At 62.3% G+C, this 18490-nt stretch carries 9 protein-coding genes; 6 read left to right on the top strand and 3 right to left on the bottom strand.

All coding sequences use genetic code 11. The features are described 5' to 3' along the window. The first annotated feature begins 13 nt into the window (after positions 1-13). On the top strand, positions 14-1717 hold the full coding sequence (locus QRN10_RS24155; protein WP_181076945.1) for an AMP-binding protein: 1704 nt from the start codon (positions 14-16) through the stop codon (positions 1715-1717). Between the two features lie 189 nt (positions 1718-1906). Here QRN10_RS24155 and QRN10_RS24160 read toward each other — a convergent pair whose 3' ends face one another. After that, on the bottom strand, positions 1907-3022 hold the full coding sequence (locus QRN10_RS24160; RefSeq protein ID WP_181076947.1) for a Gfo/Idh/MocA family protein: 1116 nt from the start codon (positions 3020-3022) through the stop codon (positions 1907-1909). A gap of 308 nt (positions 3023-3330) precedes the next feature. Here QRN10_RS24160 and QRN10_RS24165 point away from each other — a divergent pair, with 308 nt between their 5' ends. Continuing rightward, complete coding sequence (locus QRN10_RS24165; protein WP_285429329.1) at positions 3331-4371, top strand: WD40/YVTN/BNR-like repeat-containing protein; 1041 nt, start codon at positions 3331-3333, stop codon at positions 4369-4371. A gap of 15 nt (positions 4372-4386) precedes the next feature. After that, the gene (locus tag QRN10_RS24170) at positions 4387-6762 is read left to right on the top strand and encodes an efflux RND transporter permease subunit (protein WP_181076949.1); all 2376 of its coding nucleotides are present in this window, start codon (positions 4387-4389) and stop codon (positions 6760-6762) included. Between the two features lie 40 nt (positions 6763-6802). On the opposite strand, the gene QRN10_RS24175 is transcribed toward QRN10_RS24170, so the two are convergent. Together QRN10_RS24175 and QRN10_RS24180 are read right to left on the bottom strand one after the other, a co-directional pair. Beyond that, positions 6803-11668, bottom strand: coding sequence for a dermonecrotic toxin domain-containing protein (locus QRN10_RS24175; protein ID WP_285429327.1), 4866 nt, complete (start codon positions 11666-11668; stop codon positions 6803-6805). Between the two features lie 41 nt (positions 11669-11709). Continuing rightward, entirely contained in the window at positions 11710-16401 is a 4692-nt protein-coding gene (locus QRN10_RS24180; RefSeq protein ID WP_285429328.1) for a dermonecrotic toxin domain-containing protein, read from the bottom strand. Positions 16402-16553: 152 nt separating this feature from the next. Between QRN10_RS24180 and QRN10_RS24185 the strand changes: the two genes are divergently transcribed. The 3 genes from QRN10_RS24185 to QRN10_RS24195 all read left to right on the top strand — a co-directional run bounded on the left by QRN10_RS24185 (position 16554) and on the right by QRN10_RS24195 (position 18341). Further along, the gene (locus QRN10_RS24185; RefSeq protein ID WP_266247924.1) at positions 16554-16844 is read left to right on the top strand and encodes a DUF5629 family protein; all 291 of its coding nucleotides are present in this window, start codon (positions 16554-16556) and stop codon (positions 16842-16844) included. Further along, on the top strand, positions 16831-18006 hold the full coding sequence (locus QRN10_RS24190; protein WP_253507988.1) for a lactonase family protein: 1176 nt from the start codon (positions 16831-16833) through the stop codon (positions 18004-18006). The genes QRN10_RS24185 and QRN10_RS24190 overlap by 14 nt, the downstream gene beginning before the upstream one ends. Before the next feature lie 155 nt (positions 18007-18161). Beyond that, complete coding sequence (locus tag QRN10_RS24195; RefSeq protein WP_181076955.1) at positions 18162-18341, top strand: hypothetical protein; 180 nt, start codon at positions 18162-18164, stop codon at positions 18339-18341. Positions 18342-18490 lie beyond the last annotated feature (149 nt).

Raw genomic sequence — 18490 nt, forward strand, 5'->3', positions numbered from 1 at the left:
CAAGGAAACCGCCATGAACGCTATCAGCCTGGAACAACGCGAACGCATCTGGTTGGACGCTTATCTGCCCGGCGTCCCGGCCGATATCGACGCCGGCATCGAGGACTACCCCTCACTGCGCGAGGTGTTCCTGGAGCACCTGGAAAAATTCCGCGAGCGCGTCGCCTACGTCAGCATCGGCACCGAAATGACCTACGCCGACTGGCAGGTGCAAGGCTTTGCCTTTGCTGCCTGGCTGCAGGCCCAGGGCGTACAGCGCGGCGACCGCGTGGCACTGATGATGCCCAACTGCTTGCAGTACCCGATCTGCCTGCTCGGCACAATCCTGGCGGGAGCGGTGGTGGTCAACGTCAACCCGCTGTACACCGCCCATGAGCTCAAACATCTGCTCAAGGACAGTGGCGCCGAAACCGTGGTGATCTTCGAAAACTTCGCCCACACCCTGGAAAAAGTCATCGAAGGCAGCAGCGTCAAACGCGTGGTGATCGCGGCCATCGGCGACCTGCTCGGCACCTTCAAGGGCGCCGCCATGAACTTCATCCTGCGCCGCGTACAAAAGCAGGTGCCGGCCTTTACCTTGCGTGGCTCGGTGCGCTTCAAGCGGGCGTTGCAACAGGGCAGGGCGCTTGACCCGCAGCCAGTGGCCATGCATCTGGATGACCTGGCGTTTCTGCAGTACACCGGCGGCACCACCGGCGATGCCAAAGGCGTGATGCTCAGCCATCGCAACATCATCGCCAACCTGTTGCAGGCCAAGGCGTGGGTCGGGGACCAGTTGGATCAGGACAAGCAGGAAACCAACGTGACCTTGCTGCCGCTGTACCACATCTTTTCTCTGACGGTGAACTGCCTGATGTTCATGTGCCTGGGCGGGCGCAATATCCTGATCGCCAACCCTCGGGATGTGAAGCGGGTGCAGATGATTCTGCGCAAGGAGCGTTTCAACGGGATTGCCGGGGTCAACACACTGTTCAATGGGTTGCTGGAAAACCCGGAATTCTGCGCGCGGGACTTCTCCGACCTGCGCATGGTCATCGCCGGCGGCATGGCCACGCACACCGCTGTGGCCAAGCGCTGGAAAGAAGTCACCGGGCTGCCGATCATCGAAGGCTATGGCCTCACCGAGTGCTCGCCGGTGGTGAGCATCAGCCCCATCGATATTTCGCGCATGCGCGAGATGGACTTCACCGGCAGCATCGGCGTGCCGTTGCCGTCCACTTGGGTGCGTTTTATGCGCGAGGACGGCGAATTGGCCGACATCGGCGAGCAGGGTGAGCTGCAAGTGCGCGGCCCACAGGTGATGCAGGGCTACTGGAAACGCCCCAGGGAAACCGCCGAAGTGCTGGATGCCGAAGGCTGGCTGGCCACCGGCGATATCGGCGTGATGGACGAACGTGGCTATATCCGCCTGGTGGATCGTAAAAAAGACATGATCCTGGTCTCAGGCTTCAACGTGTACCCCAACGAAATCGAAGACGTGGTGGCCCTGCACCCCGGCGTGGCCGAAGTGGCGGCGATTGGCGTGGAGGACGGCGTGACCGGGGAGAAGGTCAAGATTATCGTGGTGCGCAAGGACCCGAGCCTGACCCAGGAGCAAATACTCGCTCACTGCCGGGAATACCTGACCGGTTACAAAGTGCCGCGTTACGTGGAATTCCGCACCACCGAACTGCCCAAGACCACCGTGGGCAAAGTCCTGCGCCGCGCGTTGCGCTGATGTAAATGTATGCAGCTGATCTAAAGGTGGGAGGGGGCAAGCCCCTCCCACCTTTGATAGCCATTCCAGGCGATGTGGTTTCAGCTGACACTCCGAGGTGCCTGGGTGTGGTGCCGCTTCGCAGCCCAGCGCAGGGCAAGCCTGCTCACCACAGAATTATTTGTCAGTCTTTAGGGTTTGCGTGGAGTGTCAGACCGCGTTTACGTTGACCCAGCGTTCCTCGCGGGCCGCCAGGCGAATCGCGGTCGCCAGCCGCTCCACGGCCCACGCCGCTTCAAAGTCAGTGCCGTCCGCGCCCTGGCCGGCCACGGCCATGAGCAGCTCGTGCACTTCCAGTGTCTTCAATTCGTTGTAGCCCAGTTGGTGCCCCGCCGCCGGGCTGAAGGCGGCGTAACCGGGCAGGGCGGGGCCGGCCAGCAGGCGCTGGAAACCTTCCTGGCCGACGCGGCACAGGCGCAGTTCGTTCAAACGTTCCTGATCGAACGCCAATGTGCCCTGTGTGCCGCTGATCTCGACACTCAGATGGTTCTTATAACCGTGCTTGAGCCAACTGCTGCTCACCGTGCCGCGTGCGCCATTGGTGAAGCGCAGCAGGGCATGCACCTGGTCGTCCACCGCGATGACTTTGCGTTCGGCGCTGCCGGTGACCGCAGGGCGTTGGCGGTGGACGGTCTGGGTGTCGGCGCACACGCTAGCCACTTCGCCCACCAGGTAACGCGCCATCGACAACACGTGGCTGCCCAGGTCCGCCAGGGCGCCGCCGGCGTGTTCCACTTCGCAGCGCCATGACCACGGCGACTGCGGGTCGGCCATAAAGTCTTCGCTGAATTCACCCTGGAAACTGATGATCTCGCCCAGCTCGCCATTGGCGATCATCTGCCGCGCCAGGCCGATCATGGGGTTGTGTTGATAGTTGTAACCGACCCGCGTCACCACCCCGGCGGTGCTCGCTGCACGGCGCATGGCGTCGGCCTGTTCAAGGCTGACGGCCAGGGGTTTTTCGCAGTACACCGCTTTACCGGCGGCAATCGCGGCCATGGCCATGGGGTAATGCAAGTGGTTAGGTGTGGTGATAGCCACGACATCCACGGCCGGGTCTTCGATCAGCGCCTGCCAATCGCCATGGGCCTTGGCAAAGCCCCAGGCGTGGGCGCAGCGCTGCGCACGCTCGGTGTCGGCGTCGGCCAGGGCGGCCAGCTTGAGGTGCACCGGCAGTTCGAATACCGCCCGGGCGTTATTGAACGCCAGGGCGTGGGCACGGCCCATAAAGCCTGTGCCGATCAGGCCGATTCCGAGTTCGCGCATAGCCTTTGATCCTTTGGATTATTGTTGTGAGAGCGGCTATTAATGGAATAAAAATTCTCATAATTCAATAGATGGAATAAAAATTCAGATAGCCCGGCACAATCAGCCTGACGAATGCGGCGATATTCACCACATGGCCAAACGCCGCCAGTTAACAAAAGATAACGTAGCGCTGATTGTCAGACGATTCCAAAGCCCGATAGGATGGCCCCTGCTTCCTCCAGGCGCTCTAGATTGCAGGTTTCAGAGCCCGGGATGGCAAGACCTAACAATAATAAATGGGAGAAAGGTCTATGAGTGAGCCTGTCATGGGTTGGGTTGTCTGCCGCCCACGCGCCGCACGCAGGGTTGCGTTGCTGGCCACAGCGCTCTCGCTGTTTGGGGCTGTCGCGTTGTCGACCGCCGTCCAGGCCGCCAGCGATACCCCCGCCGCCGCGGTGTTTGCGATTGAATCCCCCAAGGCCGCCAAAGGCCTGATGATCGACGTAGTCCACGCCGGCAAGCGCCTGGTGGCGGTCGGTGATCGCGGGCATATCCTCTATTCCGATGACCAGGGCGCCACCTGGGCCCAGGCCAAGGTCCCCACCCGGCAACTGCTTACCGCTGTATTTTTCGTCGATGACAAACACGGCTGGGCCGTCGGCCACGATGCGCAGATCCTCGCCAGCAGCGACGGCGGCGCCACCTGGACCCAGCAGTATCAAGACCTCAAGCGCGAAGCGCCGTTGCTCGACGTGTGGTTCAAGAACGCCAGCCACGGCCTGGCCGTCGGCGCTTACGGTGCGCTGCTGGAAACCAACGACGGCGGCAAGAGCTGGGAAGACGTCAGCGACCGCCTCGACAACGAAGACCAGTTCCACCTCAACGCCATCGCCGCCATCAAGGACGCCGGGCTGTTTATCGTCGGCGAGCAGGGCAGCATGTTCCGTTCCAGCGACGACGGCCAGACCTGGGAAAAACTCGAAGGTCCCTACGAGGGCTCGCTGTTTGGCGTGATCGGCACCGCACAACCTCAAACCCTGCTGGCCTACGGCTTGCGCGGCAACCTTTACCGCTCCACGGATTTCGGCGGCACGTGGGAGCAGGTCGAGCTCAACGCCGCGCGCGGCGCCCTGGAGTTCGGTCTGTCGGGCGCCACCTTGCTGGAGGATGGCTCGCTGGTGGTGGTCGGCAACGGCGGCAGCGTGGTGGTCAGCCACGACGACGGCCAGACCTTCAGCGTGTTCAACCGCCCGGACCGCATCTCCCTCTCGGCGGTGACCGCCGCAGGCAATGGCAACCTGATTCTGGCCGGGCAGGGCGGCGTTCGCGTCGCCAGGCCAACGGGCGCCGAACTCGAAAAACAATAAGAAGGCAGAGAAAGCATGAGCAGTCATCACAACGATAAAGCGACCTTTCTTGAGCGCCTGATCTTCAATAATCGCCCGGCGGTGATCGTGATCTGCCTGCTGGTGAGTGTGTTCTTGTTCTGGCAGGCGACGTTGATTCGCCCGTCCACCAGCTTCGAAAAAATGATCCCCCTCAAGCACCCCTTCATCGAAAAAATGATGGAGCATCGCAACGACCTGGCCAACCTGGGCAACACGGTGCGTATCTCGGTGGAAGCCAAGGACGGTGACATTTTCACTAAGGAGTACATGGAGACTCTGCGGCAGATCAACGACGAGGTGTTCTATATCTCCGGCGTCGACCGCTCGGGCCTCAAGTCGCTGTGGAGCCCCAGCGTGCGCTGGACCGAAGTGACCGAAGAAGGCTTCGCCGGTGGTGAGGTGATCCCGCAGAGCTACAACGGCTCGCCGCAAAGCCTCGATCAACTGCGCAACAACGTGCTTAAGTCCGGCCAGGTCGGGCGCCTGGTGGCCAACGATTTCAAGTCGAGCATCGTCGATATTCCGCTGTTGGAGTCGTACCCGGACCCGCAGGACCAGGGCAAGTTGCTCGCCCTGGATTACCAGAAGTTTTCCCACGAGCTTGAAGACAAGATCCGCACCAAGTTCGAAGCGCAAAACCCCAACGTGAAAATCCATATCGTTGGCTTTGCCAAGAAGGTCGGCGACCTGATCGACGGCCTGATCATGGTCGTGCTGTTCTTCGGCATCGCCTTCATGATCACCCTGGTGCTGCTGTACTGGTTCACCTGGTGTATCCGCAGCACCATCGCCGTGCTGATCACCACCCTGGTGGCGGTGGTCTGGCAGCTGGGGTTGATGCATGCGGTGGGCTTCGGGCTGGACCCTTACTCGATGCTGGTGCCGTTCCTGATCTTCGCCATCGGCATTTCCCACGGCGTGCAAAAGATCAACGGCATCGCCCTGCAATCGAGCGACGCCGACAACGCCCTGACCGCCGCGCGCCGCACGTTCCGCCAGTTGTTCCTGCCGGGCATGATCGCCATTCTCGCCGACGCCGTGGGCTTTATCACCCTGCTGATCATCGACATCGGCGTGATCCGCGAGCTGGCCATCGGCGCCTCCATCGGCGTGGCGGTGATCGTGTTCACCAACCTGATCCTGTTGCCGGTGGCGATTTCCTACGTCGGCATCAGCAAACGCGCCATCGAGCGCAGTAAAAAGGATGCGCATCGTGAGCATCGTTTCTGGCGCCTGCTGTCCAGGTTCGCCAGTGCCAAAGTCGCGCCGGTCTCGATCCTGCTGGCCCTGGTCGCTTTCGGCGGCGGCCTCTGGTACAGCCAGCACCTGAAGATCGGCGACCTCGACCAGGGCGCGCCGGAACTGCGCCCGGACTCGCGTTACAACAAAGACAACAACTTCATCATCAGCAACTACTCCACCAGCTCCGACGTGCTGGTGGTGATGGTCAAGACCAAGGCCGAAGGCTGCTCGCGCTATGAAGCCATGGCGCCCATCGACCAGTTGATGTGGAAGATGCAGAACACCGAGGGCGTGCAGTCGGCGATCTCGCTGGTCACCGTGTCCAAGCAAATGATCAAGGGCATGAACGAGGGCAACCTGAAATGGGAAACCCTGTCGCGCAACCCCGATGTGCTGAACAACTCCATCGCCCGCGCCGACGGCCTGTACAACAACAATTGTTCCCTCGCGCCGGTGCTGGTGTTCCTCAACGACCACAAGGCCGAGACCCTCGACCGCGCGGTGCATGCGGTGCAGGAATTCGCCAGGGAAAACAACAAGGACGGCCTGGAATTTATCCTGGCCGCCGGTAACGCCGGCATCGAAGCGGCCACCAACGAGGTGATCAAGGAGTCGGAGCTGATCATCCTGATCCTGGTGTACCTGTGCGTGGCGACCATGTGCATGATCACCTTCCGTTCCTGGGCGGCCACCCTGTGCATCGTGCTGCCGCTGGTGTTGACCTCGGTGCTGGGCAACGCGCTGATGGCGTTCATGGGCATCGGCGTCAAGGTCGCGACCCTGCCGGTGGTGGCGTTGGGCGTCGGGATCGGCGTGGATTACGGCATCTACATCTACAGCCGCCTGGAAAGCTTCCTGCGCGCGGGCCTGCCGCTGCAGGAAGCCTATTACCAGACGCTCAAGTCCACCGGCAAAGCCGTGCTGTTCACCGGCCTGTGCCTGGCGATCGGCGTGTGTACCTGGATTTTCTCGGCGATCAAGTTCCAGGCTGACATGGGCCTGATGCTCACGTTCATGCTGCTGTGGAACATGTTCGGCGCGTTGTGGCTGCTGCCGGCCCTGGCGCGCTTCCTGATCAAACCGGAAAAGCTGGCCGGGCAGAAGGGCAATTCGCTGTTCGCCCACTGAGCCTTGAGCGGCCCGTGCTTCAGAGCACGGGCCGTACGCTTCATGGGCGGGGTGCGATGGCCAGGAACAGCTGGTCCACGGGCGGGCTGATCAGCGCGTAGACGATGCTGCGCAGCGGCACCGCGCCAGGTTCTCCGTGAGCCTGCAACTGCTGCTGCACATGCTCCTTGAGCAGGTCCTTCTGGGTGAACTTGCGCTGTTCGGGCAATTTCAAATGCGCCCGCGTGTACGCGGCGGCCGGCGCCTGCGCCGTGGCGTAGTGGAAGTGGGCGTACCACAACACCTTCGGTGGCTTGCCGACCTTGTCGTACACCGCGTACTCGGTGAAAAAGTCACCGCGCAGGGTCGGCCGTTGCGGGTCCGCCAGGCTGGTCAGGTTGATATCGATCTGCTGGTTGCGCCATAAGTACTCGATGCCTGCCTGGGTCGGCCACTGCCGCTTGTAGGCGGCGCTGCACACCTGTACGGCCTTGCGCTGCATGTCCCGGGCGTTGACGCGAAACTCCTCGATCAAGTCTGTGGACGCCTCGGGGTAATGGTGGGCCAGTTCGTCGGCCACCGCGTCCAGTTCACGGGCCTGGCCGCCCAGCAGCTCCTCCCAGTCCGCCGGGTTGATGGCCTGGCGGGTGACAGGGTCGTCGAGTTCACTCTGCTGGGCGCTGATGACCTGCTCGATGGCGGCTCGTTGGTTGATCAATCCACGGCCTTGCTCGCGCAGGGTGGCCAAGGCGATTTTAGGTGGGCTCGTCACTGGCGCGTCCGGGTCTTTTTCAACGACTTGCGCCCAACCGTCGCCGCTTTTCTTGAAGGTAGTGAGGGCCCTGGTGGTGAAGGCGTCGGTGATGGTCACCTGCTCCTCCTGTGCATCGGTCAGTTTGAAATCGCCCACCAGATAGTCTTTCCCGCGGGTGCGGAATACCTTGGTGGTGGGGGCCTTCGCCCGCAGGGTTTTCGACAGGGGCAATTCGACCGCCAGGGCCTCCTGTTTGCGCACCACGCTTTCTAATTCGTTTTGCGCCAATGCCTGTGCGTACCGCAGGCTTTGTAGAAAACGCTCGGAACTGGACGGCAATCGCAGCGGATTGATGGCCTTGAGCGCCTGAATGCCGTTCTCGTACTCGTTGTAATGGCCGAGCAGGCTTTCATAGACGTTGCGTTGCTCATCGAGAGGAAACCCGTCGCTGCTGCGCACGGCGATGTGCGACTGCACCGCCTGATGAATATCGAGGCTGTTGAGGCGCTTGACGTACAGCGCCTCCTGGGGTGGCAACCGGCTGTCGGAAACGACGGCCGTCACTCCGGCCAGCGCCGATAGCGCCCTAAGGCGCATGTTCTCGTTGAAGAAAGTGCTCGGATTGATCATCGCCAGGAAATCCTGACGGATCGCGCGACCCGCGCCGGAATCCTGTTCCAGTTGATCGAGGGTGGTTTCCATCTCACTGGCGAGTTGGCCCATACGCTCAAGTGCATCGGCCATTTCGATGCTGCGGCTGACATGTTCGTTGTAAGCACCGGGATCGCCCAATACGTAACTGACCAGCATGCGTTTTTCCAGATGGCCCATCGGCTCGCCACGGTTGGAGTACAGCAGGGAGTTGGTCCAGTTACGCAGATAGGTGTGAATGACGAATTGCTGCTCCCAGATCAGCTTCAGCATCTTGGCGCGTTCCTGCACGTGCATCCTGGCGCCGCCGAACTTTTCCAGGTCGCGGCCGACCTGGATGGCCTCCTGGCGCAACCGCGAGGTGTGCTCGAAGCGTTCGATCAGGGTCTGCATAAGGATTTCGAATTGGGCGCGGGCCGCGCTGTGCCGTTGCATCTCCTGGGTGTGCCGGGCCTGCAGGGCCGGTCTTTGCTGCACGTCGGCCTGGTCCATCAGGTTCCACGCCACATTCAGCACGCGTCCTTGTCTGGCCAGGGCCTGGTCAGCCTCTTCCATGCGTGTCATCGATTCCCTGAGCGTAGCCATCTGCGGTGTGATTTCTGCGTTGAGGGCTTCTGCGCGATTGATCAGTTGGCGCGTTTTCTCACGATTCTCCTCGCGCAGCGCAGCAATACGCTTGGGGCCACCGCCCTGCAGTTTCAGGCCTCGATCCAGCGTCCAATGACCTTTGCCATCGGTCTTGAGCTTGATGCCGGGGTGGTCGGTTTTTTGTGGATGGATGATGAACACCTCGCCCACACCCGGTACGATCGAGACGCGAAACAACAGGCCGCCCACCGAGGCATGCCACAGGCTGTCGATCCTGTACAAACCCTGGAACGGGCCGATATCGACGGCAGCGGGCGCAGGCTTTGGCCAGGGCCGGCTGACCGCCAGCAGTTTTTCCAGTAGCCGCGCCGAAGCGCTGTCACTGGCCAGGGAGCGGTCGAAGTCCAGCGGCGTGCGCCCCCCGCCGGGCGGCTCGGAAGGCACGCCGGTGCCTGCGTAGTGCACTTGCGCTTGAGGGTGGCTGACGGGGTCGCCAAGGCGTCGACGTAACGGCAGCTGGGCGAGGGTTTGCGCGCGGTGCTCCGTTTCTACCATTGCCTCGCTCGCCTGGCCCTGATGCACCAGCAGCATGCCGATGTTCAACAGCACGTCGACCCAGGCCAGCTCTCGGGCAACCGGGTCATCGCTTTGCAGCGCCGGCAGATCCTGGCTAAGGCTCTGCGTCAGTTGCAGCATCCACGCGGCGGCGGCCAACGGCCCGCGTATCACCACCAGCAGCGTGTTGAAACCCAGTTGCACGCCTTCGAGCAGATGCGCCCAGCGACTTTGCGCGCTGGACGTCGACTGGCGCTGCGCCAGGTCCACCAACTGGCGCGCCTCACTGCCGAACAGGTACTCCATCAACCGGCCATTGCTGAGGTAACCCAGTATCTCGCCCGCGCTGCGATCGTCTGCCGGCGCCAGCGTGGCGGGGCTGGGAACGCCGGGCAATACGTCGGATTCGGAGCCCAGGCTGAAACGGATGATATGGGGCTCGGTAAAACCACCGTTGCTGTAGATCGCCCTGGCGTTATCCGGCAACCAGGTCAGGACGCTGTCTTGCAACTCGCCAGGCGCGGCGATAGCGTTGAGCAGTTGTTCGCGGCTGGCAAACTCCAGCAGTGACTGAGCGTAGGCCGGGCGATACAGCACATGCGGTCCGGCATCCGCATTGCGCGGCTCGATGATGAACATGTTTTGTACGACGTCGGCGTGGGCGTCGGGTTTTCGTCTGAAGGCCAGCACGCGCATGATGATTTCATCGTCGCCGACGCAGCGTTGGGCGCGAACGGGCTCGACCACCGCGCTGACGCACTGGAAACCACGCCGGGTCAGTCCGCCTTCACCCTTGATTTTGTACTCCAGTGCCAGGGTCTTGAGTTGCACCGGGCATTGTTGAATGAACAATTGCTGGCGTTTCTGCGCCTGCGGATTGTCGTCCAGCAGGTGTTCGCGCAAATAGGCGGGATAATAGCGACCAATGTCGACCTGTTCGATCATCTGCATCAGGTAATCGGTGGTCAGCCACGCTTCGATTTCCCGCCTCTCGCGGTGGCGCAGGGTGACGTTGCCGCTGGGCTTGCCCGCCAGGTTTTTCAGGGCCAGGTCGACCAGGCTCATCGTCACCGTTTCCAGGTAACCGCCCTGCAGCGTACCGATTGCGACCTTGAAGACCAGTTGCAAGTCTTCGGCGCGCCAGGCCAACGTGGCGTCATCGGTGCAGGTTTCCTCCAGGTTCAGGGCGGCATTGCGACCCCGGCACAATTGCTGGTTCAAGCGTTTGGCAGCAAAACTGCGCAGCGTCTCGATGCCGTCCAGATACCGTTCGCCAGGGTTCAGGCGCTGCAGGCTGGCCTGCTCCAGCAGGCATTGGCGATAGGCCAGTCGGTCGGCCGTCGAGGCGTTTTTGAGCCAGTCGGGAAGCGCGGCCCGGACTGCCTCCAGCGACGGCGCAGGCGTCGACCCAGGCGCAATGAACAAGGGCGCCGGATCGGTGAGCGCGGCCAATCGGGCGGCCAGTTCGATTGGCGTGGTCTGCACGCGCAGATCGAACGCGGCAAGGTCTTCCAGTTGCTGGTTGAGCACCAGCGCCGCTTGCACCTCGAACAGGTCGCCATCGGGTTCGTATTGGCGCCAGGTGATCTTTTCGGCGTTGTAGCGTTGCGCCATGCGTTCGCCCCATGCCAGGCCAAAGGCTTGCAGGCTGGCAAAGGCTTCCAGTTGGCCCGGCAGGCTATACAGCCAGACCCGTTCGCCGCTGACGATGAGGATTTCACTGCCCTGTAGCGTGAGCGTGACGTCGTCGTGTTCCAGGCGCGTTTCCACGCAATAAGCATGCACGGCGCTGCCGGGCCATGCCTGTCGATTGCGGGTTTCCCGTGCGGGGTAGCGGACCAGGCTGGTCAGGGTGCGCAGTTGCAAGGGGTCGGTCCCGGGCTGGTTGATCGTGCAGCCCCGAAACACGCCCTGCAACACGCCGGCGAGCCATTGCCAGCGCGTGTTACCGCTGCCGTCGTCCTCGCTCCAGAACACGCTCAAGGCTTCTTGAAAACCTACATGCAGGATCAAGGGCAGCTCCCGGATTGCATCCTGGATAACGGTCAGGTCATACGCGCGCGAGCCTTGCGCGTCATAAACCAGGCGTGTTCCGCTGGCGTCGCTCAAGTAGGCATCGAGGCCGCCGCGCGTTGACAGGTCGGGCAGTGAGCCGTCGGCAAGGTAAGTCAGCGCGACCTCCACCAACGGCGCCAAGGCGCGGCCGCCGCCGTCACGCGGGTGGGCCAGGTAGAGGGCGGAGGCGGGCAGGGTCAAAGGCGGGTATTTATCCCGCAGGTTGTCGGCCAACATCTGTGTGGTGACCGAGCGCAAGGTAGGTCGCGCGGCAAATTGCGCGTGTACGGCTTGCGCCAGGATCCGGGTATCTGGAGTGGGCATGAAATAGTCCTTTATAAGTCTTGAGCGGGTATATCGCGCCGTTACGACGCCAACGGCAGGAACCAGCGCTCGGCCAGGGCCTTGCCGATCAGGCCACGGTGCACGTTCACCACGGCCTGGGGGGTGTCAGCCTTGGCCAGCAGTGAGTAGTAGCTTTGCTTGCGCTGCTCCTTGGTTTTGAGGTGCGCGACGGTGTAATCGGCTTTGGGGGTGTCGGCATTGGCGTAGTGAAAGTGCGCGTACCACAACAGTTTTCCTTGCGGGTCTGTCAGCGCGTATTCCTGAATGAAATCCCGGCGCTCGCCACTCAGAGGCACGCGCTCGCCATACCGGGCCACACCGACCTGCTTTTGCTCGATCAGGTATTCAAGGTTTGCATGGGTGGGCGGTAGGTCCAGACACAGTTGCAGGCGCAGTTCGTCGCCCTTGGCCGTCAGCCGAGCGCCGGCTTCGAGCAGGTGCGTTACCAATGCCCGATCGGCGTTATTGCGGTCTATTTCAGGCAACGCCTGGATGGCCTGATCCAGCTCCGTGGCGAGGCTGTTGAAGCGGTCGCTTTGATGCTGCATGAACTCCTGCACTTCTTCAGGGTGTCGGGAAATTCTGCGGTACTCGTTGCCGCGGCGCAGGTGCTCGTCCAGCGTGGCCAGCAGCTTGCGAGCCTCGCCCTTGACCAGGTTAAGGCTGCGCACGGCGGACGGTGGGCGCGCAGCAGCGGGCTGCAGGATTTCATCCCACACCTCACCTTTCTGCGAGTACATGCTCAGCAATTGATCGTTGTCTTCGGACCTGACCTCGACGACCTCTATCGGCAAGGTGCTTCCCGCCGGTTTCAGGTCGCCGATAAACGTGCCTTTCTTGCGCGTCCTGATGACTTTTTTCTGGGGCCTTCCTGGTGCGGTCGGAGGGCGTCCGGGCCGGCGTTCGCGCGGTTGGGCGACGGGTTTGATTTCGTCGGCCAGTCTGCGGGTGACATCCAGGTACAGCGCCTCAATCAATTTGAAAAGCCGGTTCGAATACGGTCTATCAGGGGCCTGCACGGCCACGATGCCTAGCCCCTGCAAGGCGTCCAACGCTCGGCCGTAGTGTTCGACCAGGCTGTCCAATACGCTCACCCGGTCACCGGCAGTCAACTCCAGGGTGTTGAGCTCGCTATGGGTACGCACGTGTTGCGACAGCGGTGACACGATGGCGTCCAAAGCCTGAAACGCCGGCGCATCTTCTTTGATGACCTGCAGCTTGAGCGTGCGAATCTGCAGGTCCTGGATTGCCAGCGCACTGATCTCTTGCGGCCGACCTTCCGTCAACCGCGTAAATGCTTGCGCACCAGGGGTTCCCTGGCCAAGCAGTTCGTTGAGGTGACGGTCCTTGGCTTGCAGCCAGTGGATCGAGCGTTCATTGATGTCCAGCAATGCCTTGATGAACTGTTCATGGCCTTCGGGATCGAGCATCACCGCCAGATCGAATTCGGCGCCCTGGACGGTGAATTTGCTGTTCGCCCTGTAGAGCGCTTGCCGGTCGGCTTCGGCGACCACCACCAGCTTTCGTGCGTTGTTGACGCTGTTTTCCAGGAGTACCGCCACTGTTTGCGCTGACAAGGGGATGTCCAGCTCCCGCCTTTCCTGTGCACCTTCGAGAATCTTTTGGTACGAACGGGTTTGTTGTTCCAGGGCGGTTTCGAAGCGCCTGCGCGTATCGGCACGCTGTGCATCGGTGTATCGCGTGTCTTGCTGCGCACTTTCCATGACCGCCTGGGCGACCTCGACTGTCCGGTTCTGCGTGGCCTGCTGACCCAGGAACTGCGCGTAGTCGGCTTCAAGCTCGGTGACTCTCTGAGCCTTGCGTCGGCGTTGCTCGGCAATACGTCTGGGCGGCATGCCGCCGCGCAGGCGTAGGCGGGTATCGAGGGTCCAGGTGCCCTGGCCGTCGGTACGCAGGTGCGGGCCGCGACGCGCGGAATCGAGCGAGTCGACGATGATCACCGCGCCGTTCCCAGGTTCGAGTTCCACCTGATACCACTGGCCGTCTACCAGGGCGTGCCAGAGGTTGTCGACCACATACAGGCCCTTGCGCGGCCCGTGCAATATCGGGGCAGGCAACACCCGTGGGCGCTGCGCCTTGTAGCCGGCCAGGCGCGCGCGTTGGCTGGCCGTCAAGCGCTGCCGCGCGTGGGCGAAGCTGAAGTCCAGCGGCGCAGTGTCGGCGCCGAGCAATACGCCGGGCAATGCCACCGCGCCTTGATGAATATGGGGCGCAGCTGGAACGGGCCATTGCTTGGCAACATGCGGCGGCAGCGGCAGGGAGGACTTGCGCGGGGTACCTGTGGCGACATGCGCCACCGTCGGCAATGGCGGGCCCTCCAGCAAGGCCAGGCCCAGGTTGAGCAGCAGGTCGACCGTGGCCAGTTCCCGGACCTGCGGGTCCGTGGATTCCTGGCCCTGGACGTCGTGTTCAAGGCCTGCGTACAGCGTGGCCAGCCAGGCGGTCAGCAGCAGCGGGCCGCGCAGTAAGGGGTACAACACGCTGCCGAACAGCAACCCACCGCCCTCAAGCAGTACTTGCCAACGGCTTTCGCTGTTGGACACCGATGTGCGATCAGCCTGGGCCACAAGCGCCTGGGCATTGCTGCTGTACAGGTACTGCATCAAGCGGCCGGTGAGCAGGCACTGGTGCAACTCGTCGTTCAGGCCATCGACCGACAACGTGGCAGGCTCCGGCGTGCGCACAGGGCTGAATTCATCGCCCTGGCCAAAGCGCAGGTAATGCGGCTCATGAAATCCATTGTTGGCGTAGATCGGCCGCGCGGAGTCGTTCAGCCAGAGCAAAACGCTCGATTGCAACTCTCCCGGTTCGGCAATGGCGTCGAACAAGGCCGCGCGGCTGTGAAACTCCCGAAGCGGTTCTCGGTACAGCGGTCGATACAGGATATGCGGCCCATCCTCGATGTTACGGGCTTCGATGATGTACATGTTCGCCACCTGGTCCGAATGGGCGCCAGGGTGGCTGGACAAGGCCAGATGGCGAATCACGATGTCCTGCTGGTCGGCGACGTCCCTGGCCGTCAGCGCCGCCACGCGTCGGGCGCCGGCGCGGGTCATGCCGCTGGCGTGTTGCAGGCTCAGTTCCAGGGCCAGCATCGGCAGCTGTACCGACACCTGATCGGCGAACAATACTTCGCGTTCGCGGGCTTGCTCATCGTCGCCGAGCAGTTGGGTCTGCAGTAGCCCGGGATAATGCCGGCCGATGTCGACACGTTCGATCAGCCCACCGCTTCCCGTGACATAGTCGGGCGTGAGCCAGGACGGCAGCGGCAGGCCCTGGCGGTGGTTAATGCGCATCTGGCCCTTGGGGCGGCTGGACAGGTTATTGACTGCCAGCTCGGTGAGGCCCATGCGTTCGTGCTGGATGACGCCTACGGTGCCTGGATAGCCGGCGGCGACGCTGAAGGTCAGCTCAAGTTGGTCGGGGTCCAGCGCCGAGGCTTCGGCGGGCGAGTTGAAGCGCAGTGCATCGCGGCGCAGCTCGTTTCGCAGGTTGTCGGCGGTGAACGTCTTGATATCTTTGATGCCGCTGAGGAAAGTACGCCCGCCCGCGCGTTGTTTTGCGCTGGCCAAGGTCAGGCTATAGCGACCGTACTCGGCCTTGGTGGCGCTGTCGGCGTCCTGCAACCAGGCCGGAAGTTGGGGGCGCAAGGTCGTGAGAAGGTCGGGCGCGATGGTCGGCGAGTCGGCAAAGAACTGCGCTGGATCGACGATCCGTCGGTATTCTGCCTGCAAGGCTGCAAACCCCTGGGTGGCGGGCAGGGACAGGGCGCCCAGTTGTTCCAACTGCCGGTTGAGGAGCAGGGCGGCCTCGTGATCGAAGGCGTTGGCGTCCGGCTCATAACGGCGGATGAGGATGTCATCGACGCGGTAGCCCGCGCCCTGGCGTTGGCCCCAGGCCTGGGTCAACGCGTCCATCGAGGTGAATGCCTCGATCTGCCCGCCGGGGTTGCACAGCAGCACGGTGGACGTGCCGTGGCTGGGGCGCGTCAGCACCAGCTCCGGCCCCAGTACGGTGACGCTTCGGCCAGCGCTGCGCAGGGTGGCTTCCAGGCAATAGGCAAACACCGCCTGGGTGCCATGACGGGCGCTGCGCTGTTCACGATCGGGCGTGCCGATGAACTGGTCGAGCATGTCCCGAGCCTGGTCATCCAGGTCGGTGCGACGCAGGGCGGCGATTCTCAACGTGTCCATCAGCATGTCCGCCAGCCAGCGCCAGCGGTCGTCTCTGCTGTCGTCGCGCCAATAGTCGCCTATGGCGTTCTGTAAGCCGATCGGCAGGGTCTCGTTCAGCTCCTTGATGAGGCCTTCGATCACCTTCATGTCTATGCGCGTTGCGGTTGTGCCGGGCAGTTTCAACTGGCGTGGAGGGTTGTCGGTCAGGTAATAACCGAGGTTGCCGATATCGCTGAAGTCCAGATTGACGACGCCGCCCAGGTAGTCATGCACCACTGACAGCAGCGGACGGAAAAACCATTGTTTGCCGTTCGGGGTCGCCAGTTGAGTCGCGGCCAGATCCAATCTCAGCGACGGATAGCGCTGGCCAATGGCGGTGGCGAGCTGGTGTTGAATCACCTGCTCAAGGGTCGGAAGACCGGCGAACTCGCGTGCGACCGCCAGGGCTGGGGTATTCACCCCGGCAGGCAAGGCGGAAGGAGGACTGAAGAGCGCAGCGGGGCTTGAGTCGGGCATGTGTATTCCATGGCGGCATGAGGAGTTGTGCCGAGGATGCCAAAGCGGCCGCGCAGGGGACCCATAACCGGGTACCTCAACCACACAAAACCCGCAAAGCCGCAGCGGATTGGCCTATCATCAGCGGTTTTCTTGACTGATGAATGATCCCGATGACTGCTTCCAGCCTGCCCGCTGAACTTCACACTGCCGACATGCTCGAAATCGATGGCTTGCATGCCTTTGACTTCACCTTCGACGAGAACGGCCTGCGCACCACCTGCATGGACGGCCGCGCCGAAAAGCGCTGGTCGTTCAGCCAGGCGCAGGTGCAGAGCGCCGCTTTTGACGACAACTTGCAAAGCTGGACCCTCACCGGTGAGTCGGGCGAACACCGCCTGGTGTGCATGAGCGCCTTCACCGGCAACAATAACGACGAGGAAGACGAGCATGATGATGCGTAGATTCTGGCCGCTGCTGATGGCCGGCAGTGTTGGTGCGATGTCGGTGCAGGCAGCACCGGCGGACACCTATGAACTGTTGGTGGGCAGCTACACCGCCGGCACCAGCGAAGGCATTTACCGCCTGCAATTCGACAGTCGTACCGGGCAGTTCCAAGGCAAACCGGTGCTGGCGGCCAAGGCGGACAACCCGTCGTGGTTGACCGTATCCAAGGACCAGAAGCATCTGTTTGTGGTCAATGAAAATGGTCCGGGCCAGAAAGATGCGGTGGGGCGCGTGAGCAGCTACGCGATCGACCCGAAAAATCACCAGCTCACCCTGGTCAATCAGGTGCAGAGCCTGGGTAACGAACCGACCCATTCCAGCGTGGCGGCGGACGGGCGTTACCTGTTTGTCGCCAACTATTCTGTGGTGGAAGACCCGGGCGGCAGCCTGGCGATCCTGCCGGTGGACGCCGGCGGCAAGTTGTCGGCGCCGGTGCAGTTGAGCGGGCACCCGGCCAGCCGCGTGAACCCTGAACGCCAGGCCTCCAACCACGTGCATTCGGTGGTCTCATCGCCAGATGGCAAGTACGTGTTCGTTCAGGACCTGGGAGCGGACAAGCTGTTCGCCTACCGGTATGACCCGACGACCAACCACGAATTGCCATTGACCCCGGCCAATCCGGCGTCGGTGCAGCTGCCGCCGGGCAGCGGCCCGCGTCACCTGCTGTTCAGCGCGGACGGCAAACACGCCTGGTTGACCACCGAGATGAGCGCCCAGGTCGCGGTGTTCGATTACAACGACGGCAAGCTGACCCAGACCCAACTGGTCGACTACGCCGCCGGGCAGCCGGTGTCCGACAAGGCCGGCGCGGCGTTGCATGCCTCCAGCGACGGCAAGTTCCTGTATGTGAGTAATCGCGGCACCGCCAACCAGATCATCGTATTTGGCGTGGACCCGGCCACCGCGCACCTCAAGGAGCTGCAGCGTCGCAGTGTGGAAGGCGACCATCCGCGCGAGTTCACCCTCGACCCGAGCGGCAAGTTCCTGTTGATCGCCAACCAGAAGAGCAATGAAATCGTAGTGATCGAGCGCGACCTCAAAACCGGCCTGCTGGGTAAAACCGTGCAGAAATTGCCGATCGATGCACCCAGTGACCTTAAGTTCCTGCTGCGTCAATAAGCCACAGGCTCCGTTCAGCGGGGCCTGAGCCTGTGTATTAATTGTATTAATAGCGGCTAATGTTTCAAAGCATTTCTAAGGCGCGGCCCTCGGGCGTACGTTTGGTTCCAAGGCCACCCCGGCCACACCACCAAACGTACACGAGGGTTACCGCCATGAACTTCAATCTGTTCTCCGTCATCGCCGCTTCCGCTGTTTCCGCCACCGTCGCCTTGCCGGCCGCCGCCAGCGTGGAAGTCACCAGCCGCACCTCCAGCACCAGCGCCTATACCCAGAAATACCTGCAGCAAAGCGCCAACTTCTATGCAGCCCTGGATCATAAAACCCAGCACTGAGCACGTCAGGCCACGCCTTTTGATCGTTCCCACGCTCTGCGTGGTAACGCCTCTTGGGACGCTCCGCGTCCCGCCCAGCGCCGCAAGCTCAGGCTACTGCGCACAGGCGACGCGGAGCGTCACGGGCTGCATTCCCACGCGGGAGCGTG

The organism is Pseudomonas sp. lyk4-R2A-8 (assembly GCF_030209095.1).
Taxonomy (GTDB): domain Bacteria; phylum Pseudomonadota; class Gammaproteobacteria; order Pseudomonadales; family Pseudomonadaceae; genus Aquipseudomonas; species Aquipseudomonas quebecensis.

What these genes read in the sequence shown, in the direction of transcription:
- QRN10_RS24155 (WP_181076945.1), top strand. Translation starts at nt 14, where the DNA reads ATGAACGCTATCAGCCTGGAACAACGCGAACGCATCTGGTTGGACGCT.
- QRN10_RS24160 (WP_181076947.1), bottom strand. Translation starts at nt 3,022, where the DNA reads ATGCGCGAACTCGGAATCGGCCTGATCGGCACAGGCTTTATGGGCCGT.
- QRN10_RS24165 (WP_285429329.1), top strand. Translation starts at nt 3,331, where the DNA reads ATGGGTTGGGTTGTCTGCCGCCCACGCGCCGCACGCAGGGTTGCGTTG.
- QRN10_RS24170 (WP_181076949.1), top strand. Translation starts at nt 4,387, where the DNA reads ATGAGCAGTCATCACAACGATAAAGCGACCTTTCTTGAGCGCCTGATC.
- QRN10_RS24175 (WP_285429327.1), bottom strand. Translation starts at nt 11,668, where the DNA reads ATGCCCACTCCAGATACCCGGATCCTGGCGCAAGCCGTACACGCGCAA.
- QRN10_RS24180 (WP_285429328.1), bottom strand. Translation starts at nt 16,401, where the DNA reads ATGCCCGACTCAAGCCCCGCTGCGCTCTTCAGTCCTCCTTCCGCCTTG.
- QRN10_RS24185 (WP_266247924.1), top strand. Translation starts at nt 16,554, where the DNA reads ATGACTGCTTCCAGCCTGCCCGCTGAACTTCACACTGCCGACATGCTC.
- QRN10_RS24190 (WP_253507988.1), top strand. Translation starts at nt 16,831, where the DNA reads ATGATGATGCGTAGATTCTGGCCGCTGCTGATGGCCGGCAGTGTTGGT.
- QRN10_RS24195 (WP_181076955.1), top strand. Translation starts at nt 18,162, where the DNA reads ATGAACTTCAATCTGTTCTCCGTCATCGCCGCTTCCGCTGTTTCCGCC.